The organism is Acidovorax sp. SUPP2539 (assembly GCF_030158975.1).
Classification (GTDB): Bacteria; Pseudomonadota; Gammaproteobacteria; order Burkholderiales; family Burkholderiaceae_C; genus Paracidovorax.
Window position 1 is genome coordinate 483,265 of record NZ_BQXJ01000002.1, and the last position, 25,408, is coordinate 508,672.

Here is a 25,408-nt window from a genome sequence, read left to right on the forward strand (position 1 = left end):
GCGGGGAGGCAGGGGTCCGGGCGAATGCATTCTGTGGTCTCCATGCACCTCTTTCCTGCGCTGGCGCCTGCGCCAGCCCCGTGGCCATGACGCCGGGCACCGTCTGGTTCGTCGGCGCCGGGCCGGGCGATCCCGAACTCATCACCGTCAAGGGCCGCGCGCTCATCGAGCGCGCCGGCGCCATCCTGTTCGCGGGCTCGCTCGTGAACGAGGCCGTCACGCGCTGGGCGCCGCCCGGCTGCACCATCGCCGACAGCAAGGACATGACGCTGCCGCAGATGGCCGCGTGGCTCATCCTGCAGGCGCAAAAGCACGACACGGTGATCCGCCTGCAGACCGGCGATCCGGCCCTGTACGGCGCGCTGATCGAGGTGGTCCAGCCGCTGGACGCCGCGGGCGTGCCGGTGCGCGTGGTGCCGGGGGTGTCCTCGGCCATGGCCTCGGCCGCGGCGGCGGTGGAGAGCTTCACCCTGCCCGAGGTCACGCAGAGCGTGATCTTCACCCGCGTGGAGGGCCGCACGCCCATGCCGCCGGGCGAGTCGCTGGCCGAGCTGGGCCGCCACCACTGCACGCTGTGCATCTTTCTGTCGATCACGCTGCTGCACAAGGTGCAGGCCGGGCTGCGCGAGGCCGGCTGGGCCGAGGACGCGCCCCTGCTCGTGGTGCACAAGGCGAGCTGGCCGGGCGAGGAGCTGATCGTGCGCGGCACGCTGGCCGACATCCGCGACCGCTGCCGCGAGGCCCAGGTGGTAAGCCAGGCCATGGTGATCGCCAGCCCCACGCTGGGCGCCCGCCAGTGGACGGAGCTGGCCAAGTCCAAGCTGTACGACCCCACCTTCACGCACCGCTTTCGCCGGGCGAGCGAGCCCGCCCGCCCCACCCAACCGCCTCTGGAACGTGCCCCATGAACACCACCATCCTGCTGATCGGCCATGGCTCGCGCGAGCCCGAGGGCAACGACGAGATCCACACCTTCGTGGCGCAGTGGCGCGCGCGCCAGCCGGCCTGGCGCATTGAGGTGTGCTTCATCGAGTTCGCGCCGCCCGGCCTGCACGACGGCCTGCTGCAGGCCGCGCAGGGCAGCCAGCGCGTGCTGGTGCTGCCGCTCATCCTCAACGCGGCGGGCCACGTGAAGATGGAGATCCCCGAGGCCATCGAGCATGCGCGCGCGCACTGCCCCGGCGTGGCGTTTCTCTACGGCCCGCACCTCACGGCGTGCGAGCCCATCCTGGCCATCCTGCAGCGCCAGCTGCGCCAGTGCATGAACGCGCTGGACATGCCCGACCCCACCACCACCGGCGTGGTGCTGCTGGGCCGGGGATCGTCCGACCGGCAGGCCAACGGCGACGTCGCCAAGATGGCGCGCTGGCTGCAGGAAGACGGCCACCATGAACTGGTCGAGATCGCCTTCACCGGCATCACCTGGCCGCGCCTGGAGCGCGTGGTGCAGCGCCAGGTGCTGCTGGGCATGAAGCAGATCGTGGTGCTGCCGTACTACCTGTACACCGGCACGCTGATGCAGCGCATCGGCCGGCAGGTGGCGCACCTGCGCGCGCAGTACCCGCAGGTGCGCTTCGCGCAGTCGCCGCACTTCGGCCTGGAGCGCGAGATCTTCGAGTTGCTGGAGGGCCGCGTGGCCGACTTGCTGGAGGGCACCCCGGGCAGCCTGCTGCCCTGCGACGGCTGCAAGTACCGCGAGATCGCGCACGACCTGGGGCACGGCCACAGCCACGAACACACGCACGCCGCGGCGGCCGCGCCCGCGCCGACCCCCGAGGCGGTGGTGGCCCTCGCCGCGGGCGGGGCGCCGGTGCACCGGCACGCGCACGCCCCGCACGGGGCCGACCACGCCCATGGCGCGGCGCACCCGCACCCGCACCCGCACGAGACCGCCGCCGCATGAGCACCGTCAACACCGTCACCGAGCAGCTCACGCGCGCCGGCCAGGCCATCGAGCACGACAGCTTCGCCATCATCGATGCCGAGGCCGGCCCGCACCCCTACAGCGCGGCGCAGTGGCCCATCGTGCGCCGCATGATCCACGCCAACGCCGATTTCGAGTTCAACGGCCTGACCGACTTTCACCCGAAGGCGGTGGAGGCCGGCATCGCCGCCCTGCTGCGCGGCGGCGCGCCCGTGGTGGCCGACGTGGAGATGATCTGCTCGGGCCTGTCGCAGCCGCGCCTGGCCCACTTCGGCATGCGCACGCACCAGTTCATCAGCGACGCCGACGTGATCGCCCAGGCCCAGGCCGAGGACACCACGCGCGCCGTGCAGGCCATGCGCAAGGCGCACCGGCACGGGCTGCTGCAGGGGGCCGTCGTCGGCATCGGCAACGCGCCCACGGCGCTCATCGAGCTGGTGCGGCTGATCCGCGAGGAGGGCGTGCGCCCGGCGCTCGTGGTGGGCATGCCGGTGGGCTTCGTCTCCGCCGCCGAATCCAAGGACCTGATGGCCGGCGTGGACGCGGTGCCGTGGATCGTCATCCGCGGCCGCAAGGGCGGCTCCACGCTGGTGGTGGCCGCGCTGCACGCGCTGCTGGCGCTGGCTGAGGCCCGCCAGAAGGCCACGATGCCGGGGACGCCGTCGCCATGATGGAAAAGACCGTGCGCCGCGGCACGCGCACCGGCTTCACCACCGGGGCGTGCTCGGCCGCCGCCGCGCGCGCCGCGGTGCTGGGGCTGGTGCACGGCTGCGTGCCCGAGGCGGTGGACTGCCTGCTGCCCAATGGCGACGTGGTGCGCTTTGCCGTGAACGACGGCCGCTGCGATGGGCAGGCCGCGCATGCCATGGTCATCAAGGACGCGGGCGACGACCCCGACTGCACCGACAAGGCCCACCTGACCGCCGACGTGCGCGTGCTGCCCGGCGATGCCGGCGCGGTGCGGCTGGCGGGCGGCTTCGGCGTGGGCACCGTCACCATGGCCGGCCTGGGCCTGGCGGTGGGCGGCCCGGCCATCAACCCGGTGCCGCGCCAAAACATCGAAGAGAACGTGCGCGCCGTGGGCGAGGCGCTGCTCGCCCATGCGGGGCTGGAGGTCACCATCTCCGTGCCGCAGGGCGTGGACATGGCCAAGAAGACGCTCAACGCGCGCCTGGGCATCCTGGGCGGCATCTCCATCCTCGGCACCACCGGCATCGTCAAGCCCTATTCCACCTCGGCCTACCGCGCGAGCGTGGTGCAGGGCGTGCAGGTGGCGGCCACGCTGTGCCACGGCGTGGTGGTGCTCACCACCGGCGGGCGCACCGAGCAGTTCGCCATGAAGGAGCGCGCGCAGCTGCCCGCCGCCTGCTTCGTGCAGATGGGCGACTTCCTGCGCTACGCGCTCGACGAGGCCGTGGCCCAGGGGCTGCGCGAGGTCGTCATCGGCGGCATGGTGGGAAAGCTCACCAAGATCGCCCAGGGCGAGACCATCACCCACGCCAATCGCGCCGAGGTCGACACGCAACTGCTGGCCGAGCTGGCCGCCGGCATCGGCGCGTCGGCCGACGTGTGCGCCGAGATCGCCGCCGCCGAGACCGCGCGCTTCGCCGCCGAGCGCATGGAGGCGCTGGGCCTGGCCGCACCCTTTCACGCCGCGCTGGCCCGCGCGGTGGTGGACACCCTCATGGCCCCCGACCGCTACGGTGGCCGCTTCCAGCTCCAGGTGCTCGTCTGCGACTTCGACGGCCGCAAGATGGCCGAGGCCTGCTCCGCATGAACGCCCCCGACACCGTGACCGCCTTGACCACTGCCCCGACCGCCATGCCCGACCCCCAACCCTGCCGCATCATCGGCGTGCTCGACGACGGTGCGGCCAGCCTGGGCGCCACCGCGCTGGCCCTGCTGCGCCGCGCCGACCTGGTGGTGGGCGGCACGCGCGCGCTCGCGCTGTTCGAAGACGACATCGCCCCCGGCGCCACGCGGCGCGACCTCACGGGGCAGCTCTCCGCCGTGCCCGGCTGGATCGCCGCCGCGCGCGATGCGCAGCAGGCCAGCGTGGTGCTGGCCACGGGCGACCCGCTGTGCCACGGCATCGCCAGCTACCTGGCCTCGCGCCTGTGCATCGAGGCCATCGAGGTGATTCCCAACGTCTCCACGCTGCAGCTGGCCTGCGCCCGCCTGGGGCTGGCCTGGCAGGACGCGCGCATCGTCTCGGTGCATGCCAGGGATGCGGGCGAGTGGCAGCAGGGCGCGGCGCCGTCGCACGGCCTGTATGCGCTGGCGCAGGCCGTGCGCGCGCACGACCGGCTGGCGGTGCTCACCAGCCCCGACAACACGCCTGCGCGCATCGCCCGCCTGCTGGTGGCCGAGGGCCTGCAGGACGACTTCCAGCTCAGCGTGGCCGAGCGCCTGTGCACGGCCGACGAGCGCGTGTGCGCCGACCTGGCGCCGGCCGACGCGGCGCAGCAGGCCTTCGCCGACCCCAACGTGGTGCTGCTGGTGCGCACGCGCCAGCGGCCCGCGCCGGTGCGCTTCGGCCTGCCCGATGCGGCCTACCACCAGCGCCAACCGGACAAGGGCCTCATCACCAAGCAGGAGGTGCGTGCCGTGTCGCTGGCGCGCCTGCAGCTGCGCGCCGACAGCCGCGTGTGGGACATCGGCGCGGGCAGCGGCTCGGTGGGGCTGGAGGCCGCGCGCCTATGCCCCCAGGGCCATGTGTGGGCCATCGAGAAGAACGAGGCCGATGCGGCCATCGCGCGGCAGAACGTGCAGGCCTTCGGCGTCTCCAACCACACGCTGGTGCACGGCAAGGCGCCCGAGGGGCTGGATGCGTGGCCTGACCCGGATGCCGTCTTCATCGGCGGCTCGGGGGGCGAGCTGGCCGAGCTGATCGCGCTGTGCCTGAAACGCCTGCGTCCGGGCGGCTGGCTGGTGATGAACTTCGTCACGTTGGAGAACCTGGCGGCCGCTACGCAGGCCCTGCAGGCCGCGGGCGCCGCGTGGGACGTGCTGCAGCTGCAGGCCGCGCGCAGCAAGCCCATCCTGCACATGCACCGCATGGCGGCCGAGAACCCGGTGTGGATCGTCTGCGCGCAGGCCGTGGGCACGGAGGCCCCGGCAGCGTCGGTGGTGGAGGAGGGCGCATGACCGATACGACCCCGTCCAGCGCCGCCCTGGGCCGCCTCATCGGCGTGTCGCTCGGCCCCGGCGACCCCGGCCTCATCACCCGCGCCGCCTGGGCGCAGCTGCAGCGCAGCGATGCCGTGTGGACCTACCCGGCCCGCAGCACCAAGACGCCCAGCTACGCCTTCGACATCGTGCAGCGCGCAGGACTGATGCCGCCCGCCGTGCACCAGACGCTGCTGTTTCCCATGACGCACGACGGCGACAAGCTCGCCCGCGCCTGGGCGCGCGCCGCCGCCGCCGTGCTGCCCTGGCTGCAGGCCGGGCAGGACGTGCTGTTCCTGGTGGAGGGCGATGCCAGCACCTACGCCACCTTCGGCCACCTGGCGCGCACCGTGCGGGCGCTGGATGCGCGCATCGAGGTGCCGGTGATCGCGGGCGTGAACGCCTTCACCGCCGCCTGCGCCGCGCGCGGCATGCCGCTGGCCGAGCAGGACGACACCGTCGCCATCGTGCCCGCCGCCTACGGCGTGGGCGCGGTGGACCGCCTGCTGCCCGACTTCGACACCCTGGTGCTCATGAAGGTCAAGCCGCTGATGGACGAGCTCATCGACTGGCTCGTGCGGCGCGGGCTGCTGCCGCACACGCAGTTCATCGAGCGCGTGGGCGCGCCCGACGAGCGCTGCGTGAACGGCCCGGACCTGCCGGCCCTGCGCGGCACCAAGGTCAGCTACCTCTCGCTCATGGTGGTCAAGAACCCGCACCGCATCCGCGGCGAGCGCATCAAGGGCTGCCTCAAGAAATCCCTGCCCACCGATGTGGGCGCCTTCGTATCCGAACCGGAGCCTGCCGAATGAATTCCCCCGCCGCCACCCCCACCGTGGTGCTCTCCGCGCCCGCGCAGCCGCTGGAGGCCGTGCGCGTGTGCCTCGTCGCCATCACCCGCCACGGCGCCGCGCAGGCCGCGCAGCTGGCCCGCGACGTGCCGCAGGCCCATGTGTGCACTGCCGCTAAATTCGCCAGCGCGTTCGAGGGCCTGCCCAACACCCTGCGGGCCTACGAAGGCGCGCTGCGCGACGAGATCGCGCCGCTCTTCGCTGCCTACGACCAGCTGGTGTTCTTCGTCTCGCTCGGCGCCGTGGTGCGGCTCATCGCGCCGGTGCTGAAATCCAAGGACGAGGACCCCGGCGTGACGGTGGTGGACGACGCGGGCCAGTTCGTGATCCCCGTGCTGTCGGGCCATGTGGGCGGCGCCAACGACTGGAGCGAGCGCATCGCCGCGCTGATCGGCGCCACGCCCGTGCTCACCACCGCGTCGGACGTGGGCAAGACCATTCCCGTGGACATTCTCGGGCGCCACCTGGGCTGGCGCGTGGAGGCGCCCAAGATCAACATCACGCGCGTGTCGGCCCACGTCGTCAACGGCGAGCCCATCGCCGTGGTGCAGGAGGCCGGCCGCCGCGACTGGTGGAACCGCCCGACGCCGCTGCCCGCCAACATCGCCTGCTTCGACCGCCTGGGCGATGTCGATCTGGCGCACTACCGGGCCGTGCTGTGGGTCACCCATGCGCCGGTGCCGCCCGAGCAGTGGCAGGCCCTGCAAGAGCGCCTGGTGGTCTACCGCCCGCCGCTGGAAGGCGCTGCGGCATGACGGCGGCGCCCGGCACCGGTGGGCTGCGGCTGGCCATCGGCCTGGGCTGCGACCGCGGCACGCCCGAGGCCACCGTTCAGGCCTGCCTGCTGCAAGCCCTGGCGCAGGTGCCCGCCGACCTGCGCCACGTGGCTGCCGCCGCCAGCATCGCCGCCAAGGCCGACGAGGCCGCCTTTCTCGCATTGGCGGCGCGCCACGGCTGGCCGCTGCAGTGGTACACCGCCGCGCAACTGGCGGCCGTGCCCGTGCCCAATCCTTCGGCCACGGTGCTGCGCTACATGGGCACCCCGTCGGTCAGCGAGGCCGCGGCGCTGCTGGCGGCCGGTGCCGCGCACGACGCATCCGCCCTGCTGGTGGAAAAGCACCGGCTGCGCGGCGCGGACGGCCGCAACGCCACCGTGTCGATCGCGCGCATGGCGCACGCGGCCGGTTGATCCCTTCGTTCCGATTTTTCCCCTTCTTCACCCCAAAAGGCCCACACCATGCACATCGAAATCGGCATCCTTTCGCAGGACAAGATCGCCTTTGCCTCCGTCGCCGCCACGGCGCTGCTGGGCGCGCACGCGCTGCCCCTGCTCAAAAGCCCCACCGCCTGGCTGCGCACGGTGCTGGCGGCCTTTTTCTTCAGCGTGCTCATGCAGGTCTGGCACATGCCCGTGGGGCCGTCGGAGCTGCACTTCGTGGGCGCCATGCCCATCTACCTGCTGTTCGGCTTCATTCCCACGCTGTTCGGCTTCGGGCTGGGGCTGCTCGCCCAGGCCCTCGTGTTCGAGCCGCAGGACCTGGCGCACCTGGCCATCAACTTCCTGAGCCTGGCCGTGCCGCTGGTGGCCGTGCACCACGGCCTGGGAAAGCGCATGCAGCGCATCAGCGTGGCCAACGTGCTCAAGCTCGATGCCATGTACTACGCCGGCGTGACGCTCATGGTGGGCTTCTGGCTGTCCATCAGCAGCGATGCGGCGCCCGTGGCCGACTGGGCGCTGTTCGCCGCGTCGTACCTGAGCCTCGTGGCGGTGGAGCCGCTGCTCACCATCGGCATCACGCTCGGCGCCGCCCGCCTGCGCGGCCGCCGCTGGCTGGCCGCCTGCATCGACGAGCGCACGCTGCAGCGCGTCGCATCCCCCGCCCCGGCGGCCGCTGCGTGAGGGGCCCCGCGACCATGTCCGCAGGAAAGATCATGCTCGTGGGCATCGGCCCCGGCAGCACCGACCACATGACGGCGCGCGCGCGCGCCGCCATCGCCGAGGCCGACACCATCATCGGCTACGTCACCTACATCAAGCTGGTGGCCGATCTCATCGAGGGCAAGGAGATCATCCGCAAGTCCATGACCGAGGAGCTGGACCGCGCCATCGAATCGCTGGCCCGCGCCCGCGAGGGCAAGAAGGTGGCGCTCATCTCCTCGGGCGATGCGGGCGTGTACGGCATGGCCGGCCCCACGTTCGAGGTGCTGTTCCAGGCCGGCTGGACGCCGCCCGCCTTCGACGAGAACGGCGTGGTCGAGCCCGGCGGCATCGAGGTTGAGATCGTGCCCGGCGCCTCGGCCATCAACAGCTGCGCCGCCCGAGTGGGCGCGCCGCTCACGCACGACTTCTGCGCCATCTCACTGTCCGATCTGCTCACGCCCTGGCCCACCATCGCGCGCCGGCTCGATGCGGCCGCCCTGGCCGACTTCGTGGTCGCGCTCTACAACCCCAAGAGCGGCCGGCGCACGCGGCAGATCGAGGAGGCCCAGCGCCTCTTTCTGCGCCACCGCAGTCCGGACACGCCGGTGGCCATCGTCAAGAGCGCTTACCGCCGCCGCGAGCGCATCGAGTTCGCCACGCTGGCCACCATGTGCGATGCCGACATCGGCATGCTCAGCACGGTGCTGATCGGCAACAGCAACACCATCGTGCAGCACGGCCTCATGGTCACCCCGCGTGGCTATGCCAACAAGTACGACGTGGAAGGCGGCGGCGCCACGCGGGCCGGCGAGCGGCCGGGCCGGTCGCTCTCCACCGGCCTCAACGGCTGGCTGGAGAATCTGCAGCTCGACCACGCGGCCGGCGAGAGCATCGAGGCCCTGGCCCGGCGCCACCGCCTGCCGGTCGATTACATTCGCGACACCCTGGCCCAGCCCCTGGCGGCCGAGGCCGTCGCCACCACCGAGGAAGAGGCATGAGCCAGCAAGACCCCACCACCGCCACCGCCACGACCGCAGCGCCCGAAGGGGTGCGCGTGGCCATCCGGCCGAAGATCGGTGCCTACCGCCGCCACATCCTCATCTGCACCGGCCCGCGCTGTGCCGAAGACGGCCAGGCGCAGGCCCTGTTCGACAGCCTGGGCGACAAGTTCAAGGCCGCGGGCCTGAACGATGGCGAGCTGCGCGTCAAGCGCAGCCGCGTGAGCTGCTTCGCCGCCTGCAAGGGCGGGCCGGTGATGTGCGTGCAGCCCGACGGCACCTGGTACTACGACGTCACGCCCGCCAACATGGACCGCATCATCGAAAGCCACCTGGTGGGCGGCCAGCCGGTGCAGGACCTGGTGTTCCACCAGGGGCCATCCGGGGGCTGAACGGCGCGGGTGCGGCGGTCAAGGGGGGCCGGGCGGGCACCATGCGGCCGGCTTCACGGACCGGTGGCCAGCCTCTCCTGCAGGAACTCGATGAAACGCAGCGTTTTCGCCGGCAGGAGCCGCGTTTCGGTCAAGGCGTAGACCGGGACGGGTGTTCCGTACCAGCCGGGCAGGATGCGACGCAGGCGCCCTTCGGCCACATGGTCCGCGACGACGCCTTCCGCCAGCAGCGCGATGCCCTGGTCCAGCACGGCCAGGCTGCGGCACATCCCCACGCTGTTGACCTTGAAGCGCTGGCCGATAGCGACTTCCACGGTGGCCCCTCCCTCGTCGGCGTTCAGCACCCACGGGCCGAGCTTCGGAGAGCCGATGCACTCATGCTGTGACAGCGCGGCGGGGTCTGCGGGCTCGCCCGCTGCCTGCAGATAGCGGGGCGACGCGTACAGGTGGGTGGTCAGGCGGGCCAGCTGGCGCGCGACCAGCGTCGAGTCCGGTTGCTCGCCCATGCGGATGGCCACATCGAAGGGCTCGGCCACCAGGTCCACCCGGCGCGGGCTGAGGTCCAGATCGAAGGCGATGCCCGGATAGCGGCGGGCGAACTCCGCGATCAGCGGCGCCACATAGATGGTCGCAAAGTCCACCGGCAGCGAGGCACGCAGCACCCCGCTGGGCTGGGCCAGCAGGTCGCCCAACTGCTCGTGCGCGATCCGCGCCTCCTCGACGATGCGCCGGCAGCGCTCGTAGTAGATCTGTCCCGCTTCGGTCAGCTCGATCCTGCGGGTCGTGCGATGCAGCAGGCGCAGGCCGATCGATTTCTCCAGCGCGCCGATCCGCCGTGACAAGGTCGAGTTGGGCACCCCCGTCGCATCGCCGGCTGCGCGAAAGCTCTTGGCTTTCACCACCTCCACGAAAAGCGCCATGTCGTTCAAGTATTCGAGGGCCATTGCGTCAATTTTGGATCAATCATTCCCATCAAACCATCTTTATCTCATGGGTAGGTTAATCGAAGATGCAGCTTCGCAACCGGAGAAACCCATGACCGCCCTTTTCAGCCCTGCCACCGTCGGCCGCTACACCCTCTCGAACCGCCTCGTGATGGCGCCGATGACGCGTTCCCGCGCCGCGCCCGACGGCACGCCCACGGCCCTCGCGGCCACCTACTACGCGCAGCGCGCCGATGTCGGGCTGATCGTCTCCGAAGGCACGCAGCCCTCCGACGACGGCCAGGGCTACCTCACCACCCCCGGCATCTACACCGATGCCCATGTGGCCGGCTGGCAGGCCATCACTGCCGCCGTGCACGCCAAAGGCGCGCGCCTGTTCATCCAGCTCATGCACGTGGGCCGCATGTCGCACCCCGATAACACGCCCCACCACCGGCAGGCCGTGGCCCCTTCGGCGATCGCGCCCAGCGCGCCGATGTTCACGATGACGGGCATGCAACCCATCCCCGAGCCGCGCGCGCTGACCACCGAGGAGATTCGCCAGACCGTGGCGGACTTTCGCCTGGCCGCTCGCCGGGCGATCGAGGCGGGTGCCGACGGTGTCGAAATCCACGGTGCCAATGGCTATCTGGTCCAGCAGTTCTTCGCCCCGAGCGCCAACACCCGCACCGACCAGTACGGCGGATCGATCGAGAACCGAGCCCGTTTTGCGATCGAAGTGGCCACCGCGATCGCCGAGGAAATCGGCGCGGACCGTACCGCCATTCGCCTGTCGCCCGGCGCCCAGCTGGGGGGCATCGATGAGGGGCCCGAAGGGCCGGCCCTGTACCGCTACCTGAGCGCCGAACTCTCCCGGCTGGGCCTGGCTTATGTGCATGTGATGCACGTGGGCGACGAAGCCCTGGTGGCGGACATTCGCAAGCTCTGGCGCGGCACGCTCATCGTGAACCGCCCGGGGCGTGCACGCGAGCAGATCGGCACCGACCTGGCGTCGAGCCTGGCCGATCTGGAGGCCTACGGACAGATGGTGCTGGCCAACCCCGACTTCGTCGAGCGCCTGAAAACCAACGCCCCGATGAACGCGCCGGACCACAACACCTACTACGGCGGTGGTGCCAAGGGCTACACCGATTACCCGGGCCTGGGCGGCGCGGCCGCCTGAAACGGCGCGCCCCGCCATCGACACCTGCACAGGAGAACCTCCCATGACAACGACCCAACGCGCAGTCCTGATCCGCGCCTACGGCGGCGCGTCGGCCGCCGAGATCGGCGAGATCCCGAAACCCTCCGCCGGCGACGGCCAGGTGCTGGTCCGGGTTCGCGCGGCCGGCGTGAACGGCATCGACTGGAAAGTCCGCGAAGGCCTGGTCCAGAAGGCTTTCCCGATTCCCCTGCCTGCGGTGCTCGGCATCGAATTGGCCGGCACCGTCGAGGCCGTCGGGCCGGGGGCCTCGCGCTTTCGGGTCGGCGACCGCGTCATGGGCCCGCTGGGCCGGCTCGGCGCGTACACGGAATTCGTGCCGGTGGCCGAGGCGAACCTGGTGCACACGCCCGCGGGGCTGGACGATGTCCAGGCCGCCGGCATCCCCGTAGCGGCCGTCGCGGCCTGGCAGAGCCTGCACCAGGCGGGGCCCATCGCGGCAGGCCAGCGCATCCTGATCCACGGCGCTGCGGGAGGGCTGGGCGGCTATGCCGTGCAGTACGCCAAGCGGGCCGGCGCCGAGGTCTTCGCCACGGCCTCCGCAGCGCACCTCGACCATGTCCGAAGCCTGGGCGCGGACCACGTCATCGACCACCGAAGCGAGCGTTTCGAGTCGGTGGCGCAGGGCATCGGCCTGGTGCTGGACTACGTTGGCGGCGAGGCGCTCGATCGCTCGTGGGCCGTGCTGGCCGAAGGCGGCGCCATCGTCAGCGCGGCCGTGCCCGACATCGCCGCACGCACCCCTGCCGGCCGTCGCGGACTGTGGTTCGTGAACCAGGCGGACGCCGTGCTCCTGGCGCAGTTCGCGCAGGAAATTGCCCAAGGCTCGCTGATCTCGAAGCTGAGCGATACCGTGGGCTTCAACGGCATTCCGGCAGCCATCGAACGCAGTCGCACCGGCCCCCGCATCGGCAAGGTGGTGGCCGACTTCACGCGCTGACCGCTCCCCGGCCGCGAATGCCCGGGAGGCGAACGTCTTCGGCGGTGTATTGCGCCGGCCTTACCGCTGCGCCGGCGGGCGCGCCAGCCAGCGCACCCCCACCCCGGCCAGGTACAGCATCAGCGCCGAGGGCAGCGTGAACATCGACCCCCACGCGCCGATCATGAGCACCGAATACGCCGCGTCCGACAGCCCGGGGGCCGCGGCGCATTGCATGCCCGAGCCCTCGTTGCCTTCGCAGCCGAGCAGGCGCAGCAGCGGCCACGACAGCAAGAGCAGCAGCACCGGCGCGAGGCCGAGGACGATGCACAGCAGGCCGAACCAGCAGCGCACGGCGAAACGGCGCAGCGCGGCGGCCCTCATGCCGGGCCGTCCCCGTCCATTGCAGCCACCCCGCACCGCGCAGGGGCCGGCTGCGGGCCGTGCCTTCGCATCACTTCTTCGCGCCCAGCACCAGCAGCAGGCCGCCGACGGCGATGGCGCCGATGCCTACCCACAGCGGGATGTTGACGGTCTCCTTCTCCTTGGCCGAGATCTCCAGCGGACCGACCTTCACCACGGTGGTGTCCTTCGTGTAGCTGAAGCCGCCGTAGGCCAGGCCCAGGGCGCCGGCCACGATCAAAACGATGGCGATCAGTCGGGTGGGGTTCATGTGTCGTCGCTCCGCGTCAGGCGCGCCACCGCCGGGGTCAGCAGCAGCATGCGATGGGCGCCGGGTTTTCAAAAAAGGATCGCTGCGTGCGCCAGCAGCATAAGCGCTACAGGCTGGGGTGTTCAGGAAAGCTGGGTGCCGATGGGTTCTGTGTCGTTGGCACCGCACAGGCCCTGCTCGGTGCGATGCCCAGGCCGTCGTGGCGCACCGCCACTGCGAGATCGGGGCTGCCCGCCAAGGCATCGCAATGGCATGCAACGCTTCGCACGGCAGGCGCCCTGCGGAAACGATCGCGGCACGATGCAATCGATGGGTCTGCCGGTTGGTGCGGCGAACCACAACTCCAGAAATTTCTCTTTCCATGACCACACCCGTTGCGGCCCGCAACCCGGCCTTGCCCGCGCAGGCCGCGCCGTTACCGGTGCAAGAGGCAACCCCGCCGCCGCCAATGCATCGTGCGCCGGTGGAAACCGGCCCGCTCGCTTCCCGTGCCGTTCCACAGGAAGCCGGAGCGATGGCGCCTCGGCAATCACTGGCTGCGCGCCAGGGTGGGGCGCAGGCTTCCTCTTCCGGTGCCGCGGCCCGGGCCACCGAATCTGCCGTGCAGCGGCAGGCCCACGCGCTTTTCGAACGCGCCCGGAAAGCGTTGCTGGACCGCGTGGCGTTGAGCAGCGGCCAGTTTTCAGACATCGTGGCCCTGGCGGTGGATTCACGGATGGGCGAAGCCGAGCGGCGCGCACTGGCCGAGGCCCTGGCAGGGCATCCACGGGGTCTGTCGGCCTTGTACTCGCTGGAAAAAATGGAAGGGGCGACGGTCGAGGCCCTCTCGATCGTCGCAGCGGCGGTGGCTGGGCGTCATCGGTTCGATTTGGAAAAGCGCCGCATACCGGAGTTGCTCGCCCTGCCAGAGCCCGTGCGCCTTGCGGTAGCGCTCGCGCAGCAGGCGCTGGATGCAAAGAACATGCAGTTCCACGGTCGCCATCGCAGTGGCTTTTACCAGCTCGATCTGGCCCCCGCTAGCCATTCGCGGATGTTTGCGCAGGCAATGCGGCTTTTTGTGCCCCTTGCCACCCGCGAAGAGTTGGCCCGGCTGGTGGGCGAAGAATTCCAGCGTTGGAAGCCCGTCTGGGGCAGTTTCACCGAGATGACGCATTCGGACCCTGCAGTCCGTTTGCATGCGCTGCAGAAAATACTGGCTGGCATGCAGCTTCAACCGGTGCTCCAGCGTGTGGTCGATGGCGATCCCATCCACCGGGGTGCCCAGGCGCGCGCGACGCATCAGCAATGGGCCCTCGAAGCCGCGGTCATGTTCGGCGGCCTGCCACCCTCGGGGCTTGCGGCACTGGAGGGCTCCTTGCAGTCTTTGGCGCGACTGCACGCGCCCCTTTTGCGCCGGCAATTGACGGAGCGGCTGGCGTTGCCGGCCCATGCCGGTGACGATGCCCGCGACTATCTGCAATTTTCAGTGCCGTTTCACCGGCCGCACATGCGCAGCCTGGCCATCGCGCTGTATCCGCTGTTTGCGAGTCCTGCCCGGCCTCCTGCGGAATTGCTGAAGATCCTGGGCTCGTCCGATCTCAAGAACAGCCATTGGCTGCACCGCGCGTTGAAGGATCTGCTCCTGCTGGCGGACAGCGAGTGCGATCTCTCTCATGAGGAGCGCCGCCAGCTTCTGGAGCATGCGCTGCCTCCCGGTGCAACGGTGTCACCTTGTCGTGGCTTTCTCGACAACCTGCGTTCTATCGCCATCGCGGTGCAGTGCGCCACGGGAGAGGATGCGCAGTCTTCCATGGTGCTCGACAAGCTGACCGATCTGGCGCGATCCCCGGACAGGCCTGCATCGATCAAGGACGCCATTGCACCCGTGCTGCGTCTTGCGATGCCGGGAGTGGGAGCCCAGGACGCGGGCCCTGAAAGCCTGGTGGCCTGGAAGGCGTTTCTCTCTTCCTGGCGGCAACCCGAAGCGCTGATCGTCCATGCGCAGAACATCCGCTCCAACCTCGACGAGGACGAGGGGAAAGAGGCGGTCCTGAACGCATTGAATGGGTTTGCCGACAGCGCCGTCTGGTCGCGGGACGGGCTCGCCCAGTTCCGGGCCATGCGTTACGCCACCAACGCATCGCCCCATCTGGCCGAGATCGAGAAGCAGGCTCCCGAGGCCTATGCGCAGTGGAAGAAGCCAGCGGTACTGGAGACTGTTGCACAGGCATTCGCCGTCGAGGACACCGACCACCCGGAAGATCTGCTGCTGTGTGGAACCGACGTTGCGAGTTGCCAGAGCGTCAATGACGACGCAATGCGCAGCAAGGCCCTGATGGGCTATGTGATCGATGGGAAATACCGCATGCTGATGGCCCGGGCACCCGACGGCACCATCGCTGCCCGGCGCATGGTCCGGCTTCTGCTGGACGAGGCGACGGGACGGCCGGTTCTGTATGTCGAAAAGCTGTATGCCAACACGGGCATAGAGGCCGACAGTCCGGCAGACAAGGCCTTGGTGCAACTCGCCCGGTGCAAGGCCGACGCCATGGGGTGCGCGCTGGTGTGCGCCGCCTCCGGGAGCAACGAAGAGGACGAGACGTTGCCAGCCTATGAGGGCTTACTGAAGTCTCTCGGCAGTCCGGCGCCTTTCGAGTACGTGGACGCGGACCACATCGACGCGGACGACGAAGAACAAGATGAAGGCGGAGTCGTCAAGGGCGGCAGATACACGGTGGAAAACGCCTATCGGCTGCAGTGAGGCTGCGCCCCACCCCGGCGGCCGCTCAGCGCGGCCGGTGCATCTTGAACAGCTGCTCCGGCCCCACCGTGAAATAGTCCGCCGGGCCGCCCGCGCGCAGGATGTGACCGGCATGGGCCGTGTCGTACACCCCGTCCTTGAGTAGCGCGCGGTCGATGTGCACCGCCACCACCTCGCCCAGCACCAGCCAGGTGGGCACCTTCTCGCCGTCCGCGCCCTCGAGCTGCACGATCTGCGTGCGGCGGCATTCCATGGCCACCGGGCTTTCGGCGACGCGGGGCACGGACACGATCCGCGAGGCCGCGGGGGTGAGGCCACCGAGCGTGAACTCGTCCACCTCGGGCGGCACGGCGGCGCAGGTCCGGTTCATGGCCTCGGCCAGCGGGCGGGTGGCCAGGTTCCAGACGAACTCGCCCGTGGCCTCGATGTTGGCGAGCGTGTCCTTGGCGCCGATGCTGGCGAATCCGATGATGGGCGGCGTGTAGTTGAAGGCGTTGAAGAAGCTGTAGGGCGCCAGGTTGAGCACGCCGGCCGCGCTGCGCGAGGCGATCCAGCCGATGGGGCGCGGCCCCACGATGGCGTTGAAGGGGTCGTGCGGCAGGCCGTGGCCCTGGCGCGGCTCGTAGCTGTGGATGCCGGAGGCGGCCGGGGCGGCGTCGTGGGGGGAGGTGGCGGTCGTCATGCCTGCACGATACACAAACGGTTTCGGATTCGCCGGCCAGGGTATTTGCTATTATTTTTATAGCTATCAGGGCAATCAATCTCCCGGCGTGCGGCCTGAAAGGTTCGAAAAGGCTGCGAACGCCCCCTTCACCACCCGCCCGGGCACCTTCAGTCCAGCAGGCAGGCGGCCACCGCGCCCAGCAGCTCGCCCAGGTCCGCCACCGGCACGGCGCCGGGCAGGGCGATGTCGCCGTGCAGCACGTACACCGGCTTGCCCCACTTGAGGCCCAGCGCCATCTCCGACAGCGTGCCCATGCCGCCGCCCACGGTCACCAGGCAGCGGCTGCTGCGCGCGATGAGGGCGTTGCGCATCTCGCCCATGCCGGTGGGAACGGCCACGCTGAGCCATTCGTTGGCGTGGCGGTCGTCGTCCTCGGGCAGCAGGCCGATGGCGATGCCGCCCGCGTCGTGCGCGCCGCGCGAGGCCGCGGCCATCACGCCGCCGCGCCCGCCGCAGACGATGGCCATGCCCGCGGCCGCCAGGTGGCGCCCCACGGCGTAGGCGGCCTGGCATTCGCGCACGCCGCCGTCGCCGGGGCCGATGACGCCCACCGGCTGGGCATGGCGGCGCGGGCCGCGCTGGCGGGCGGCCAGCCGCGCCAGCGCCTCAACGGTGGTTTCGGGAAGCATCGCGCTCCCGTTGGCGGGTGGCCACATCTCCAACTCCCATCACGATCACACACACGACCATGAGCACCAGCGAGAGCGCCGCCGCCATGGAAAAGTCGTTGCCCCCGTCGCTGACCTGCGCGAGCAGCATCAGCGGCAGGATGTTCAGCTGCGTGCCCACCAGCGCCAGCGCGGTGCCGTAAGTGCCCATGGCCAGCGCGGCCACGGTGCAGGCGCTGGCGAGCACGGAGGGTGCCACCTCGGGCACCACGGTGTCCCAGAACGCGCGCAGCGGCGTGGCGCCCAGCGTGCGCGCGGCGGCCAGGGGCCGCAGGTCCAGGTGCGCGAACACGGGGTACAGCGACAGGGCCACGCGCGGCACGAGGTAGTAGGCATAGGCCAGGCCCAGGCCGCCCACGCTGTAGATCCAGCCGCCCACCACGGCGGGGTCGGCGCCCAGCCGGGCGGCCAGCTGCGTGACCAGGCCCGCGCGGCCGAACGCCAGGATGAAGCCGTAGGCGATCACCAGCCCCGAGAAGGCCAGCGGCAGCCCCAGCATCGCCATGAGCCAGCGGCGCCGGCCCTCGGGCTGGCGCGCCAGTTCGAGGGCCAGGCAGCTGCCCACCACGGCCGACACCGCGCCGCTGCCCAGCCCCAGCAGCAGCGTGTTGCGCAGCGCGCCCGCGAACAGCGGGTGGTGTAGCAGCCGCCCGAAGGCCGCGCCGTGATCGGCCAGGGCCTCAGGCAGCAGCGCCGCCAGCGGCACGGCCAGAAAGAGCGCCATGAAGGCCCAGGCGGGCCAGGCACCGAATCGCCGCATGGCGTTCAGCGGCCCACGGTGGCCTCGGCCCAGAGGCGGTCCACCTCGGCCTTGCGCGCGGAGGCCTTCACCACGTCCAGCGGGCGGATCTGCGGCGCGGCGGGCATCTTCGCGGCGATGTCGGCGGCCAGCGGCACGCCCGGCACGGCGGGGCGCACGAAGCCCTGGGCGAACAGCGCCTGGCCGGCCTGGCTCATGGTGAAGTTCAGCCACAGCTTGCCGGCGTTGGGGTTGGGGCCGTTCTTGACGAGGCTGATGGCATAGGGCGCGGCCACGCTGGCCTCGCGGGGGATCACCACCTCCAGCGCATCGCCCATGCCGTCCACGTGCTTGGCCTTGAGGCCGTCGTTCTCGTAGCCGATCCAGATGGGGATCTCGCCCTTGAGGAACTTGGCGTACGGCGTGGTGCCCTCCACGCGCAGCACGTTGCCGGCCGCATGCAGGCGGCCCAGGTAGTCGGTGCCGGGCTTGACGTCGTCCACGCTGCCGCCCATGGCGTAGGCGGCGGCAAACGCCACCACCTGGCCCACGCCGGCGGTGCGCGGGTCCAGGTACACCACGGCGTTGCGGTACTCGGGCCGCAGCAGGTCGGCCCAGCCGGTGGGCACGGTCTTCACGAGCTGGCGGTTCACCAGGAAGGCGATGTTGAGCGTGTGGATGGTGAACCAGCGGCCTTCGGCCTCGCGGAACACCGGTGGCAGGTGCTCGAAGTTCACCGGCTTGAACGGGGCCACCACGTCCTTGGCGGCGGCGTCCACGGCCGAGGCCGCGAAGTAGTAGGCGGTGTCGGCCTGGGGGCGGCGGCGGGTCTTCTCCAGCGCCAGCACGGTGGCGGCCGAGCCGATGTCGTTGTAGGTCAGCTCGATCTCGGGGTAGCGCTTCTTGAACTCGCGAAACAGCGCCTTCCAGTTCGCCCATTCGGGGCCGGTGTCGAACGACACGCACAGGCCTTCCTTCTGCGCGGCCTGGTAGAGCGCCTTCTCGCCGGCGTACAGCTCGGGGCCGTCGAACGAGAAGGCGGCGGGCGCGAGGGCGGTCAGCGGCAGGGCGCCGGCGGCCTGGATGAGTTGTCTGCGTTGCATGGGGAAATCTCCGAAAGGGTCGGTGGGAATGCGGGGAATCGGATGGGGGCGGGCAGCGCCGCGCGGTCAGTCGTCCAGCAGGCGGATGTGCTCGGGCGCGATGGCGACGGCGGCCTGGGCCGGCTGCGGCGACTCGGCCAGCAGCGGCGTGGGCGCGCCGGGCACCGCGAAGTCGTAGCGCGTGGTGCTGCCCAGGTAGCGCAGCGCGCCGGTCCGACCCTCCAGGCGGTTGACGGCGCGCGGGGCCGGGTCGGGCCGCACGTGCTCGGGGCGCACCAGGGCGTGCACGGCCTGGCCCGGGGCGCGCGGGCCGGTGGGCGTGCAGAGCGTCGCAAAGCCCAGGTCGATGCGGTCCGGCCCCGCCACGGTGGCGGGCCAGACGGTGGACAGGCCCACGAACCGCGCCACCGCGCGGCTGGCGGGCGCCTCGTAGAGCTGGCGCGGCGTGGCGAACTGCAGCAGGCGCCCGTCCTGCAGCAGGGCCACGCGGTCGGCCATGGCCAGGGCCTCTTCCTGGTCGTGCGTGACCAGCAGCGTGGTCGCGCCGAAGCGCCGCTGCAGCTGGCGGATCTCGTCGCGCAGGTGGCCGCGCACGCTGGCGTCCAGGGCGGACAGCGGCTCGTCCAGCAGCAGCGCGCGCGGGTCGATGGCCAGCGCGCGCGCCAGGGCCACGCGCTGCTGCTGGCCGCCCGACAGCCGCGCCACCGGGTGCGCGGCGCGGTCGGCCAGGCCCACCGTCTCCAGCAGCGCCAACGCGCGGCGCCGGCGTTCGGGGGCCGGCACGCCGCGCATGTGCAGGCCGTAGGCCACGTTGTCGATCACCGGCAGGTGCGGGAACAGCGCGTAGTTCTGGAACACCATGCCGATGCCGCGGCGGTGCACCGGCGTGTGGGCGAGGTCTTCGCCGGCCAGCAGGATGCGCCCGCCGTGGCCCGCGCCCTGCAGGCCCGCGACGAGCTGCAGCAGCGTGGACTTGCCCGATCCGCTCGGGCCGATGACCGCCACCAGCTCGCCGGTGGCGACCTCCAGGGACACGCCGTGCAGCCCGTGCGGGCTGTCCGGGTAGCGGTAGTGGACGTCTTGGAGAACGAGGCTCATGGGCGGTGTTTCACGAGGGACGAGGAAAAGAGCGCCGCCGAACCCGCCAGCACCAGCAGCACCACCGTGGCCGCGCAGGCGAAGCCGGTGGCGCCGTAGAAGGCCTGCAGCAGCAGCACCGGGTACGTGCGGCTCTGGAAGCCCGCCAGCAGGTTGGACAGGTTGAACTCGCCCACCGACAGCGCCGCCACCATCACCAGCCCGCTGAGCAGGCTCTGGCGCAGGCTGGGCAGCACCACGGTGGTGAACTGGCGCCAGCCCGAGGCACCCAGCGTGGCGGCGGCGGCCTCCAGCCGGGCCAGGTCCTGGTGGCGCAGGTCGGCCAGCAGCGTCTGGGTGAGGTAGGGCAGGGTGGCGACGGCGTGCGCGGCGATCAGCAGCGGCAGCGAGCCCAGCCAGGGCAGGGCGTCGGTGTTGAACACGATCACGTAGCCGAACGCCAGCGTGACCGGCGGCACGGCGATGGGCAGCGCGCTCACCAGCCGCGCCATGCCGGCGCGGCCCCGGCGGGCGCCGTGGTACAGCGCATGGGCCAGCGGCAGCGCCAGCACCGTGTTGATGGCGCAGGCCGACAGCGCCACCAGCAGGCTGGTGCCGAAGGCTTTGCGGAACGCGGGGTCGGCCCACAGTTCGGCGTACCAGCGGCCGGTCAGTCCCGTGGGCAGCAGCGTGTTCGTCCAGCGCTCGCCCACGCTGCCCAGCAGCAGCAGGGCGATGGGCAGCAGCAGGTAGGCGGCGTAGAGCAGGGCGGCGGCGCGGACCAAGGGGTGACTCCGGTGGAGGGGACGGGGCGAGGGGCTTTGCAGGCACCGGGCGACCCGGCATACTTTCCTGAAGCGCCACATTGCCGATGGCGGTGTGGAAGATTCATCAAAATTCTAGGAATAACGGTGCCATCGATGGGTGAAACCTGGATGACGTTGCTTGAGCAAAAGGAAAGTGTTTTTCACATCCGTGTCATGCGGGCCGGCTGCGTTGCCGCCCGGGGCGCTGTCCAGGGGGCCGCATGAAGCGCACCTGTCCCACGATCCAGGAGCTGCTGGCGTTCGATGCCGTGGCGCGGTATGAAAGCCTCACGCTGGCCGCGCAGGCGCTGTGCGTCACGGTGAGCGCGGTCAGCAAGCAGGTGGCCGGGCTGGAGGCCTTCATCGGCCGGCCGCTGCTGCAAAAAAGCGGGCGCGGCGTGCAGCTCACGCCCCAGGGCCACGTGTATTGGCAGAAGGTGGCGGGCGGGCTGCGCGCCATCGAGGCGGCCACCTTCGAGGCCCGGGCGGGTGATGCGGGGGCGGGGTTGCTCACGCTGGCCAGCGTGCCCACCTTCCTCACCAAGTGGCTGATCCCCCGGCTGCCGGCCTTTCGCCAGCAAAGCCGCCAGGTCACCCTGAGCTTCAGCCGCCACCTGGAGCCCACCGACGGCATGCCGCCCGGCGTGGACGCGGCCATCCGCTACGGGCCGGACGGCTGGCCCGGCGTGGTGTCCGAATACATCGCGGGGCGCGAATTCGTGCTGGTGGCGGCGCGCACGCTGGTGGACGCGCACCACCGCATCGCCCGGCCCGAGGACCTGCTGGGCCACACCTTGCTGCACCACGAAAACGCGCCCACCGCCTGGCGCCAGTGGGCCGCGCAGCACGGGGTGGCTGCGGCGCACACGGCGGCGGGGCCGCGCTTTGCGCAGTACGCGCCGCTCATCCAGGCCGCGCTCGCGGGCCTGGGCATCGGCCTGGTCCCCCGGGTGCTGGTGCAGGAGGAACTGGCCGAGGGGGCGTTGGTGAGCCCCTGCGGCGAGCCCGTGGCCATCGACCAGGGCCACTACCTGTGCTACCACCCGGGGCGGCTCAAGCTGCCGGCGTTCGCGGCGTTCCGCGAGTGGCTGCTGGCCGAGGGTCAGCGATCGCGCGGCCCCGTGGGCTGATCGATCGCGCGCGGGGCGCTACCCCGGGCCCAGGCCCGCGGGCGACTGCAGGCCCAGAAAGCGGGCCGGGGGCATGCCCACGGCCCGCCGCACCATGGCGCTGAAGGCGCTGGCGCTGTAGCCCAGTTCGGCCGCGATCTGCCCCACGGGCAGCCGCTCGGCGGCCAGCGCCACCGCCTTGGCCAGGATCACCTGCTGGCGCCACTGCGTGAAGGTGCTGCCCAGTTCGGCGCGGAACAGCCGCGCCACAGTACGCGGGCTGGCCCCGGTGTCGCGCGCCCAGTCCTCCAGGGCCTCGTGGCGCGTGGGGTCGGCCAGCACGGCCTCGCACAGGTGCAGCAGGCGCTTGTCGCGCGGCAGGTCCACGCCCAGGCGCAGGGCGGCGGCGCGGCGCAGCTCCTCGCAGATCAGGGCGCTCAGGTGGCGCTCGCGCCGCAGCAGCTCGGGCGTCGGGGGCGTGGCGCTGTCGTCGGGCTCGGAGGGCATCTCGCACACCAGGGCGCGCAGCAGCGGCGACACCTCCAGCACGCGGCACTGGCGCCAGGCCGCGTCGTCCGCGCGCGCCGCGCCGATGGGCACGCCCGGCCCGCAGCGCCCGCGCGGCTGGTGGAAGTACAGCGTGCGCAGGTCGGCGTCCTGCACCATGGTCACGGCATGCTCCACGCCGGGCGGAATCCACAGCGCGCGAGAGGGCGGCACGATGTAGGTGCCCTGCGCGGCGGTGAGGCGGATCACCCCCGTGGTCGAGATCGCCACCTGCGCCCACGGGTGGCTGTGGGGCAGCACCTGCGTGTCGGCGGGCAGCCAGCGGGCCTTGGCGCGCACCGGGCGCGTGCCGGCGGGCACGAACAGGTCGGGCGTGAGCGAGCTGACGTACGACACCGCGCGGCGCGGGCGCGGTGCGGCGCTGGGGGCCGGCGCGGGAGTGGAATGGGCAGTGCTTGGCATGATCGCGACAGAAGTTGGCAGTCTATCGTCAACCTGCCGCCGCGCCGCTGCCTAAGATCGCTGCCATGACCTCCACCGCATCCCCCCACCCCGCAGCGCCCGCCGGCACGCTGCGCCAGGACGCCCGTACCATCGGCCTCATCGGCCTGGCCCACGGCTCCTCGCATTTCTTTCACATGCTGCTGCCGCCGCTGTTTCCATTCCTGATCGCGGAGTTCGGCTTCAACTACTCGGAGCTGGGGCTGCTGGTGTCGGTGTTCTTCGTGATCTCGGGCGTGGGCCAGGCGCTGTCGGGCTTTCTGGTGGACCGGGTGGGCGCGCGCCCCATCCTGTTCTTCGCGCTCTCCAGCTTCGCCGTGGCGGGCATCGTGGCCGGCACGGCGCAGGGCTACGCGGGGCTGATGCTGGCGGCGGCGCTGGCGGGGCTGGGCAATGCGCCCTTCCATCCGGTGGACTTCACCATCCTGAACAAGCGCGTGTCGCCGCAGCGCCTGGGCCATGGCTTCTCGGTGCACGGCATCTCGGGCAACCTGGGCTGGGCCACGGCGCCGGTCTTCATGGCCGGCATCGCCACGGCCACCGGGTCGTGGCGCACCGCCTGCCTGTGCGGGGCCGCGCTGGCGGCGGTGGTGCTGGCCATCATGGTGTGGCAGCGCGACGCGCTCGATGACCGCCAGGGCGCCTGGGCCCACGCGCCCAAGCCCGGCACCGCCGGCGCGCCGGGCGCTGCGGCCGTGGCCGAGCACCCCATGGCCTTCCTCAAGCTGCCCTCGGTGTGGCTGTGCTTCTCGTTCTTCTTCTGGACCACCTGCGCCCTGAGCGCCATCCAGAGCTTCGCCAGCCCCGCGCTGCAGCAGATGTACGGCCTGCCGCTGGCGGTGACCTCCATGGTGGTCACGGGCTACATGCTGTGCGGCGCCGCCGGCATGGTGGTGGGCGGCTTCCTCGCCGGCCGCGTGGCGCGGCTGGAGGGCATCATCACCGTGTGCCTGCTGGCCACCGGCGTGCTGCTGCTGCTGGTGGGCACCGGCTGGCTGCCCGGCATGGGCGCCGTGGCGTTCGCCGCCATCGCGGGCCTGGGCACGGGCCTGGCGGGCCCCTCGCGCGACATGCTCATCAAGCGGGCCGCGCCCCCCGGGGCGACGGGCCGGGTCTATGGCACGGTGTATTCGGGCCTGGACCTGGGCTTTTGCGTGGCAGCGCCGATCTTCGGCGCGCTGCTGGACTGCGGCGCGGCGCACGGGATCTTCTATGGATCGGCCGCGGCGCTGGTGCTGGGCGTGGCCTCGGCCGGCGTGGTCGGTGCGGGCGTGGCGGCCCGGGCCCGCGCGGCCCGGCCCATGGCCGCCTGACGCGGGGCGCCAGCAGGAAGGGTTCCGAGCCTTTCAGGGCTCCAGGGCAGATTCCACTAGGGCATATTGCTATTAAAATCGTAGCAATGTGCTTTGGGGCTCAGAACGCTTCGGTATCCACCTCGGCCTGTGCTTGGGGCGGGTAGCGGTCGCCCGCCATGGCGCGGTCATGGACGAGCGCATCGAGCTGCGCCAGCAGTTCGGGCGGCAGTCGCACATCCGCCGCGCCCAGGTCGTCGCGCAGGTGCGCCACGCTCGTGGTGCCGGGAATCGGGATGATCTCCGGCCCCTGCGCCAGCAGCCAGGCCAGGGCCAGCTGCGCGGGCGTGCAGCCGGCCTCGCGGGCGAGGGCCTCGTAGGCGCCCAGCAGCCGCAGGTTGGCCGCGTAGGCCTCGGGCGCGAAGCGGGGCATCGTGCGGCGGATGTCGCCCGGCGCCAGCGTGGACACATCGCGCAGCGCGCCGCCCAGGAAGCCCCGCGCCAGCGGGCTGAACGCCACGAACGCCGTGCCCAGCTCGCGGCAGGCCTGCAGCACGGCGATCTCGGGGTTGCGCGTGCACAGCGAATATTCGGTCTGCAGCGCGGTGATCGGGTATTCGGCGTGCGCGCGGCGCAGCGTGGCCGCCGACACCTCCGACAGGCCCACGCCGCGGATCTTGCCCTCGCGCACCAGGTCGCCCAGCGTGCCCACGCTGTCTTCGATGGGCACGCGCCGGTCCCAGCGGTGCAGGTAGTACAGGTCGATCACGTCCGTGCGCAGCCGGCGCAGGCTGGCCTCGCAGGTCGCGCGCAAGGTGGCGGGGCGGCCATCGATCACGCGCACCAGCTTGCCGTCGCCGTTCGCGTCCACGCCCTGCATGCCGCACTTGCTCGCCAGCGTGATGCGCTGGCGGTGCGGCGCGAGGATCTCGCCCACCAGCGTTTCGTTGGCCCCGAAGCCGTAGAGCGCCGCGGTGTCGAACAGCGTCACGCCCTCGTCGAGCGCGGTGAGCAGCACCCGCTCGGCCTGCTCGCGCGAGGCCGGCACGCCGTAGGCATGGCTGAGGTTCATGCAGCCCAGGCCGATGGGGTGGACCTGGAAGGGGCCGAGGGAGCGGGGGGTGGTGGGCATCGAATGGCGCTGGTGTGCG

At 71.4% G+C, this 25,408-nt stretch carries 27 protein-coding genes; 16 read left to right on the top strand and 11 right to left on the bottom strand.

What is annotated here, in order from left to right:
* The first annotated feature begins 86 nt into the window (after window positions 1-86).
* From cobM to AVTE2539_RS09850, 11 genes are read left to right on the top strand one after another with little or no spacing between them, the layout of a single operon-like run.
* On the top strand, window positions 87-908 hold the full coding sequence (gene cobM / locus AVTE2539_RS09800; RefSeq protein WP_284410131.1) for a precorrin-4 C(11)-methyltransferase: 822 nt from the start codon (window positions 87-89) through the stop codon (window positions 906-908).
* On the top strand, window positions 905-1,903 hold the full coding sequence (locus tag AVTE2539_RS09805) for a sirohydrochlorin chelatase (protein WP_284410133.1): 999 nt from the start codon (window positions 905-907) through the stop codon (window positions 1,901-1,903). Before cobM ends, AVTE2539_RS09805 begins: the two co-directional genes overlap by 4 nt.
* Window positions 1,900-2,595, top strand: coding sequence for a precorrin-8X methylmutase (locus AVTE2539_RS09810; RefSeq protein ID WP_284410135.1), 696 nt, complete (start codon window positions 1,900-1,902; stop codon window positions 2,593-2,595). The genes AVTE2539_RS09805 and AVTE2539_RS09810 overlap by 4 nt, the downstream gene beginning before the upstream one ends.
* Entirely contained in the window at window positions 2,592-3,701 is a 1,110-nt protein-coding gene (locus AVTE2539_RS09815; protein ID WP_284410136.1) for a cobalt-precorrin-5B (C(1))-methyltransferase, read from the top strand. The genes AVTE2539_RS09810 and AVTE2539_RS09815 overlap by 4 nt, the downstream gene beginning before the upstream one ends.
* 44 nt (window positions 3,702-3,745) lie before the next feature.
* A complete protein-coding gene (gene cbiE / locus AVTE2539_RS09820; protein WP_284410138.1) occupies window positions 3,746-5,071 on the top strand; it encodes a precorrin-6y C5,15-methyltransferase (decarboxylating) subunit CbiE in 1,326 nt (441 codons plus the stop codon).
* Window positions 5,068-5,904 (top strand): precorrin-2 C(20)-methyltransferase, encoded by an 837-nt coding sequence (gene cobI, locus AVTE2539_RS09825; protein WP_284410139.1) that lies wholly within the window; start codon window positions 5,068-5,070, stop codon window positions 5,902-5,904. The genes cbiE and cobI overlap by 4 nt, the downstream gene beginning before the upstream one ends.
* Window positions 5,901-6,698 carry a cobalamin biosynthesis central domain-containing protein gene (locus AVTE2539_RS09830; RefSeq protein WP_284410141.1) on the top strand — a complete coding sequence of 266 codons (798 nt, stop codon included), beginning with the start codon at window positions 5,901-5,903 and terminating at the stop codon, window positions 6,696-6,698. Before cobI ends, AVTE2539_RS09830 begins: the two co-directional genes overlap by 4 nt.
* Window positions 6,695-7,132, top strand: coding sequence for a cobalamin biosynthesis protein (locus tag AVTE2539_RS09835; RefSeq protein ID WP_284397164.1), 438 nt, complete (start codon window positions 6,695-6,697; stop codon window positions 7,130-7,132). Before AVTE2539_RS09830 ends, AVTE2539_RS09835 begins: the two co-directional genes overlap by 4 nt.
* 48 nt (window positions 7,133-7,180) lie before the next feature.
* Window positions 7,181-7,843 (top strand): energy-coupling factor ABC transporter permease, encoded by a 663-nt coding sequence (locus AVTE2539_RS09840; RefSeq protein WP_272566245.1) that lies wholly within the window; start codon window positions 7,181-7,183, stop codon window positions 7,841-7,843.
* A 14-nt stretch (window positions 7,844-7,857) separates the two neighbouring features.
* Window positions 7,858-8,862 (top strand): precorrin-3B C(17)-methyltransferase, encoded by a 1,005-nt coding sequence (gene cobJ / locus AVTE2539_RS09845; RefSeq protein WP_284410143.1) that lies wholly within the window; start codon window positions 7,858-7,860, stop codon window positions 8,860-8,862.
* Complete coding sequence (locus tag AVTE2539_RS09850; RefSeq protein ID WP_272566243.1) at window positions 8,859-9,254, top strand: (2Fe-2S) ferredoxin domain-containing protein; 396 nt, start codon at window positions 8,859-8,861, stop codon at window positions 9,252-9,254. Before cobJ ends, AVTE2539_RS09850 begins: the two co-directional genes overlap by 4 nt.
* 53 nt (window positions 9,255-9,307) lie before the next feature.
* Here the strand turns inward: AVTE2539_RS09850 and AVTE2539_RS09855 are convergent, their stop codons facing one another.
* Window positions 9,308-10,198: a LysR family transcriptional regulator gene (locus tag AVTE2539_RS09855; RefSeq protein ID WP_284410145.1), complete on the bottom strand. Its 891-nt coding sequence runs from the start codon at window positions 10,196-10,198 to the stop codon at window positions 9,308-9,310.
* Between the two features lie 91 nt (window positions 10,199-10,289).
* On the opposite strand from AVTE2539_RS09855, the gene AVTE2539_RS09860 reads away from it, so the two are divergent.
* Entirely contained in the window at window positions 10,290-11,360 is a 1,071-nt protein-coding gene (locus AVTE2539_RS09860; protein WP_284410148.1) for an alkene reductase, read from the top strand.
* Window positions 11,361-11,403: 43 nt separating this feature from the next.
* Window positions 11,404-12,339: an NADP-dependent oxidoreductase gene (locus tag AVTE2539_RS09865; protein ID WP_284410150.1), complete on the top strand. Its 936-nt coding sequence runs from the start codon at window positions 11,404-11,406 to the stop codon at window positions 12,337-12,339.
* 60 nt (window positions 12,340-12,399) lie between these two features.
* Here the strand turns inward: AVTE2539_RS09865 and AVTE2539_RS09870 are convergent, their stop codons facing one another.
* Both AVTE2539_RS09870 and AVTE2539_RS09875 read right to left on the bottom strand, forming a co-directional pair.
* Window positions 12,400-12,702 carry a hypothetical protein gene (locus tag AVTE2539_RS09870; RefSeq protein WP_284410152.1) on the bottom strand — a complete coding sequence of 101 codons (303 nt, stop codon included), beginning with the start codon at window positions 12,700-12,702 and terminating at the stop codon, window positions 12,400-12,402.
* Between the two features lie 70 nt (window positions 12,703-12,772).
* A complete protein-coding gene (locus tag AVTE2539_RS09875) occupies window positions 12,773-12,991 on the bottom strand; it encodes a hypothetical protein (RefSeq protein ID WP_272566235.1) in 219 nt (72 codons plus the stop codon).
* Between the two features lie 361 nt (window positions 12,992-13,352).
* On the opposite strand from AVTE2539_RS09875, the gene AVTE2539_RS09880 reads away from it, so the two are divergent.
* On the top strand, window positions 13,353-15,731 hold the full coding sequence (locus AVTE2539_RS09880) for an amino acid adenylation domain-containing protein (protein ID WP_284410154.1): 2,379 nt from the start codon (window positions 13,353-13,355) through the stop codon (window positions 15,729-15,731).
* A gap of 25 nt (window positions 15,732-15,756) precedes the next feature.
* Here AVTE2539_RS09880 and AVTE2539_RS09885 read toward each other — a convergent pair whose 3' ends face one another.
* From AVTE2539_RS09885 to AVTE2539_RS09910, 6 genes are all read right to left on the bottom strand, one after another.
* On the bottom strand, window positions 15,757-16,413 hold the full coding sequence (locus AVTE2539_RS09885) for a flavin reductase family protein (RefSeq protein WP_284410156.1): 657 nt from the start codon (window positions 16,411-16,413) through the stop codon (window positions 15,757-15,759).
* A gap of 149 nt (window positions 16,414-16,562) precedes the next feature.
* Entirely contained in the window at window positions 16,563-17,084 is a 522-nt protein-coding gene (locus tag AVTE2539_RS09890; protein WP_284410158.1) for a TIGR00725 family protein, read from the bottom strand.
* Window positions 17,062-17,883, bottom strand: coding sequence for an ABC transporter permease (locus AVTE2539_RS09895; protein WP_284410160.1), 822 nt, complete (start codon window positions 17,881-17,883; stop codon window positions 17,062-17,064). The genes AVTE2539_RS09890 and AVTE2539_RS09895 overlap by 23 nt, the downstream gene beginning before the upstream one ends.
* 5 nt (window positions 17,884-17,888) lie before the next feature.
* Window positions 17,889-18,965, bottom strand: coding sequence for an extracellular solute-binding protein (locus AVTE2539_RS09900; protein ID WP_284410162.1), 1,077 nt, complete (start codon window positions 18,963-18,965; stop codon window positions 17,889-17,891).
* Between the two features lie 66 nt (window positions 18,966-19,031).
* Complete coding sequence (locus AVTE2539_RS09905) at window positions 19,032-20,063, bottom strand: ABC transporter ATP-binding protein (protein WP_284410164.1); 1,032 nt, start codon at window positions 20,061-20,063, stop codon at window positions 19,032-19,034.
* Window positions 20,060-20,827, bottom strand: coding sequence for an ABC transporter permease (locus AVTE2539_RS09910; RefSeq protein ID WP_284397143.1), 768 nt, complete (start codon window positions 20,825-20,827; stop codon window positions 20,060-20,062). The genes AVTE2539_RS09905 and AVTE2539_RS09910 overlap by 4 nt, the downstream gene beginning before the upstream one ends.
* Window positions 20,828-21,069: 242 nt before the next feature.
* Here AVTE2539_RS09910 and AVTE2539_RS09915 point away from each other — a divergent pair, with 242 nt between their 5' ends.
* A complete protein-coding gene (locus tag AVTE2539_RS09915) occupies window positions 21,070-21,978 on the top strand; it encodes a LysR substrate-binding domain-containing protein (protein ID WP_284397141.1) in 909 nt (302 codons plus the stop codon).
* A gap of 18 nt (window positions 21,979-21,996) precedes the next feature.
* Here the strand turns inward: AVTE2539_RS09915 and AVTE2539_RS09920 are convergent, their stop codons facing one another.
* On the bottom strand, window positions 21,997-22,926 hold the full coding sequence (locus tag AVTE2539_RS09920) for an AraC family transcriptional regulator (RefSeq protein WP_284397139.1): 930 nt from the start codon (window positions 22,924-22,926) through the stop codon (window positions 21,997-21,999).
* A 65-nt stretch (window positions 22,927-22,991) separates the two neighbouring features.
* Between AVTE2539_RS09920 and AVTE2539_RS09925 the strand changes: the two genes are divergently transcribed.
* Window positions 22,992-24,278 (top strand): MFS transporter, encoded by a 1,287-nt coding sequence (locus AVTE2539_RS09925; RefSeq protein WP_284410166.1) that lies wholly within the window; start codon window positions 22,992-22,994, stop codon window positions 24,276-24,278.
* A 100-nt stretch (window positions 24,279-24,378) separates the two neighbouring features.
* Here the strand turns inward: AVTE2539_RS09925 and AVTE2539_RS09930 are convergent, their stop codons facing one another.
* Window positions 24,379-25,389: an aldo/keto reductase gene (locus AVTE2539_RS09930; protein ID WP_284410168.1), complete on the bottom strand. Its 1,011-nt coding sequence runs from the start codon at window positions 25,387-25,389 to the stop codon at window positions 24,379-24,381.
* Window positions 25,390-25,408 lie beyond the last annotated feature (19 nt).

Bases quoted from the DNA above. Each gene is read 5' to 3' on its own strand.
- cobM (WP_284410131.1), top strand. From the start codon at position 87: ATGACGCCGGGCACCGTCTGGTTCGTCGGCGCCGGGCCGGGCGATCCC.
- AVTE2539_RS09805 (WP_284410133.1), top strand. From the start codon at position 905: ATGAACACCACCATCCTGCTGATCGGCCATGGCTCGCGCGAGCCCGAG.
- AVTE2539_RS09810 (WP_284410135.1), top strand. From the start codon at position 1,900: ATGAGCACCGTCAACACCGTCACCGAGCAGCTCACGCGCGCCGGCCAG.
- AVTE2539_RS09815 (WP_284410136.1), top strand. From the start codon at position 2,592: ATGATGGAAAAGACCGTGCGCCGCGGCACGCGCACCGGCTTCACCACC.
- cbiE (WP_284410138.1), top strand. From the start codon at position 3,746: ATGCCCGACCCCCAACCCTGCCGCATCATCGGCGTGCTCGACGACGGT.
- cobI (WP_284410139.1), top strand. From the start codon at position 5,068: ATGACCGATACGACCCCGTCCAGCGCCGCCCTGGGCCGCCTCATCGGC.
- AVTE2539_RS09830 (WP_284410141.1), top strand. From the start codon at position 5,901: ATGAATTCCCCCGCCGCCACCCCCACCGTGGTGCTCTCCGCGCCCGCG.
- AVTE2539_RS09835 (WP_284397164.1), top strand. From the start codon at position 6,695: ATGACGGCGGCGCCCGGCACCGGTGGGCTGCGGCTGGCCATCGGCCTG.
- AVTE2539_RS09840 (WP_272566245.1), top strand. From the start codon at position 7,181: ATGCACATCGAAATCGGCATCCTTTCGCAGGACAAGATCGCCTTTGCC.
- cobJ (WP_284410143.1), top strand. From the start codon at position 7,858: ATGTCCGCAGGAAAGATCATGCTCGTGGGCATCGGCCCCGGCAGCACC.
- AVTE2539_RS09850 (WP_272566243.1), top strand. From the start codon at position 8,859: ATGAGCCAGCAAGACCCCACCACCGCCACCGCCACGACCGCAGCGCCC.
- AVTE2539_RS09855 (WP_284410145.1), bottom strand. From the start codon at position 10,198: ATGGCCCTCGAATACTTGAACGACATGGCGCTTTTCGTGGAGGTGGTG.
- AVTE2539_RS09860 (WP_284410148.1), top strand. From the start codon at position 10,290: ATGACCGCCCTTTTCAGCCCTGCCACCGTCGGCCGCTACACCCTCTCG.
- AVTE2539_RS09865 (WP_284410150.1), top strand. From the start codon at position 11,404: ATGACAACGACCCAACGCGCAGTCCTGATCCGCGCCTACGGCGGCGCG.
- AVTE2539_RS09870 (WP_284410152.1), bottom strand. From the start codon at position 12,702: ATGAGGGCCGCCGCGCTGCGCCGTTTCGCCGTGCGCTGCTGGTTCGGC.
- AVTE2539_RS09875 (WP_272566235.1), bottom strand. From the start codon at position 12,991: ATGAACCCCACCCGACTGATCGCCATCGTTTTGATCGTGGCCGGCGCC.
- AVTE2539_RS09880 (WP_284410154.1), top strand. From the start codon at position 13,353: ATGACCACACCCGTTGCGGCCCGCAACCCGGCCTTGCCCGCGCAGGCC.
- AVTE2539_RS09885 (WP_284410156.1), bottom strand. From the start codon at position 16,413: ATGACGACCGCCACCTCCCCCCACGACGCCGCCCCGGCCGCCTCCGGC.
- AVTE2539_RS09890 (WP_284410158.1), bottom strand. From the start codon at position 17,084: ATGCTTCCCGAAACCACCGTTGAGGCGCTGGCGCGGCTGGCCGCCCGC.
- AVTE2539_RS09895 (WP_284410160.1), bottom strand. From the start codon at position 17,883: ATGCGGCGATTCGGTGCCTGGCCCGCCTGGGCCTTCATGGCGCTCTTT.
- AVTE2539_RS09900 (WP_284410162.1), bottom strand. From the start codon at position 18,965: ATGCAACGCAGACAACTCATCCAGGCCGCCGGCGCCCTGCCGCTGACC.
- AVTE2539_RS09905 (WP_284410164.1), bottom strand. From the start codon at position 20,063: ATGAGCCTCGTTCTCCAAGACGTCCACTACCGCTACCCGGACAGCCCG.
- AVTE2539_RS09915 (WP_284397141.1), top strand. From the start codon at position 21,070: ATGAAGCGCACCTGTCCCACGATCCAGGAGCTGCTGGCGTTCGATGCC.
- AVTE2539_RS09920 (WP_284397139.1), bottom strand. From the start codon at position 22,926: ATGCCAAGCACTGCCCATTCCACTCCCGCGCCGGCCCCCAGCGCCGCA.
- AVTE2539_RS09925 (WP_284410166.1), top strand. From the start codon at position 22,992: ATGACCTCCACCGCATCCCCCCACCCCGCAGCGCCCGCCGGCACGCTG.
- AVTE2539_RS09930 (WP_284410168.1), bottom strand. From the start codon at position 25,389: ATGCCCACCACCCCCCGCTCCCTCGGCCCCTTCCAGGTCCACCCCATC.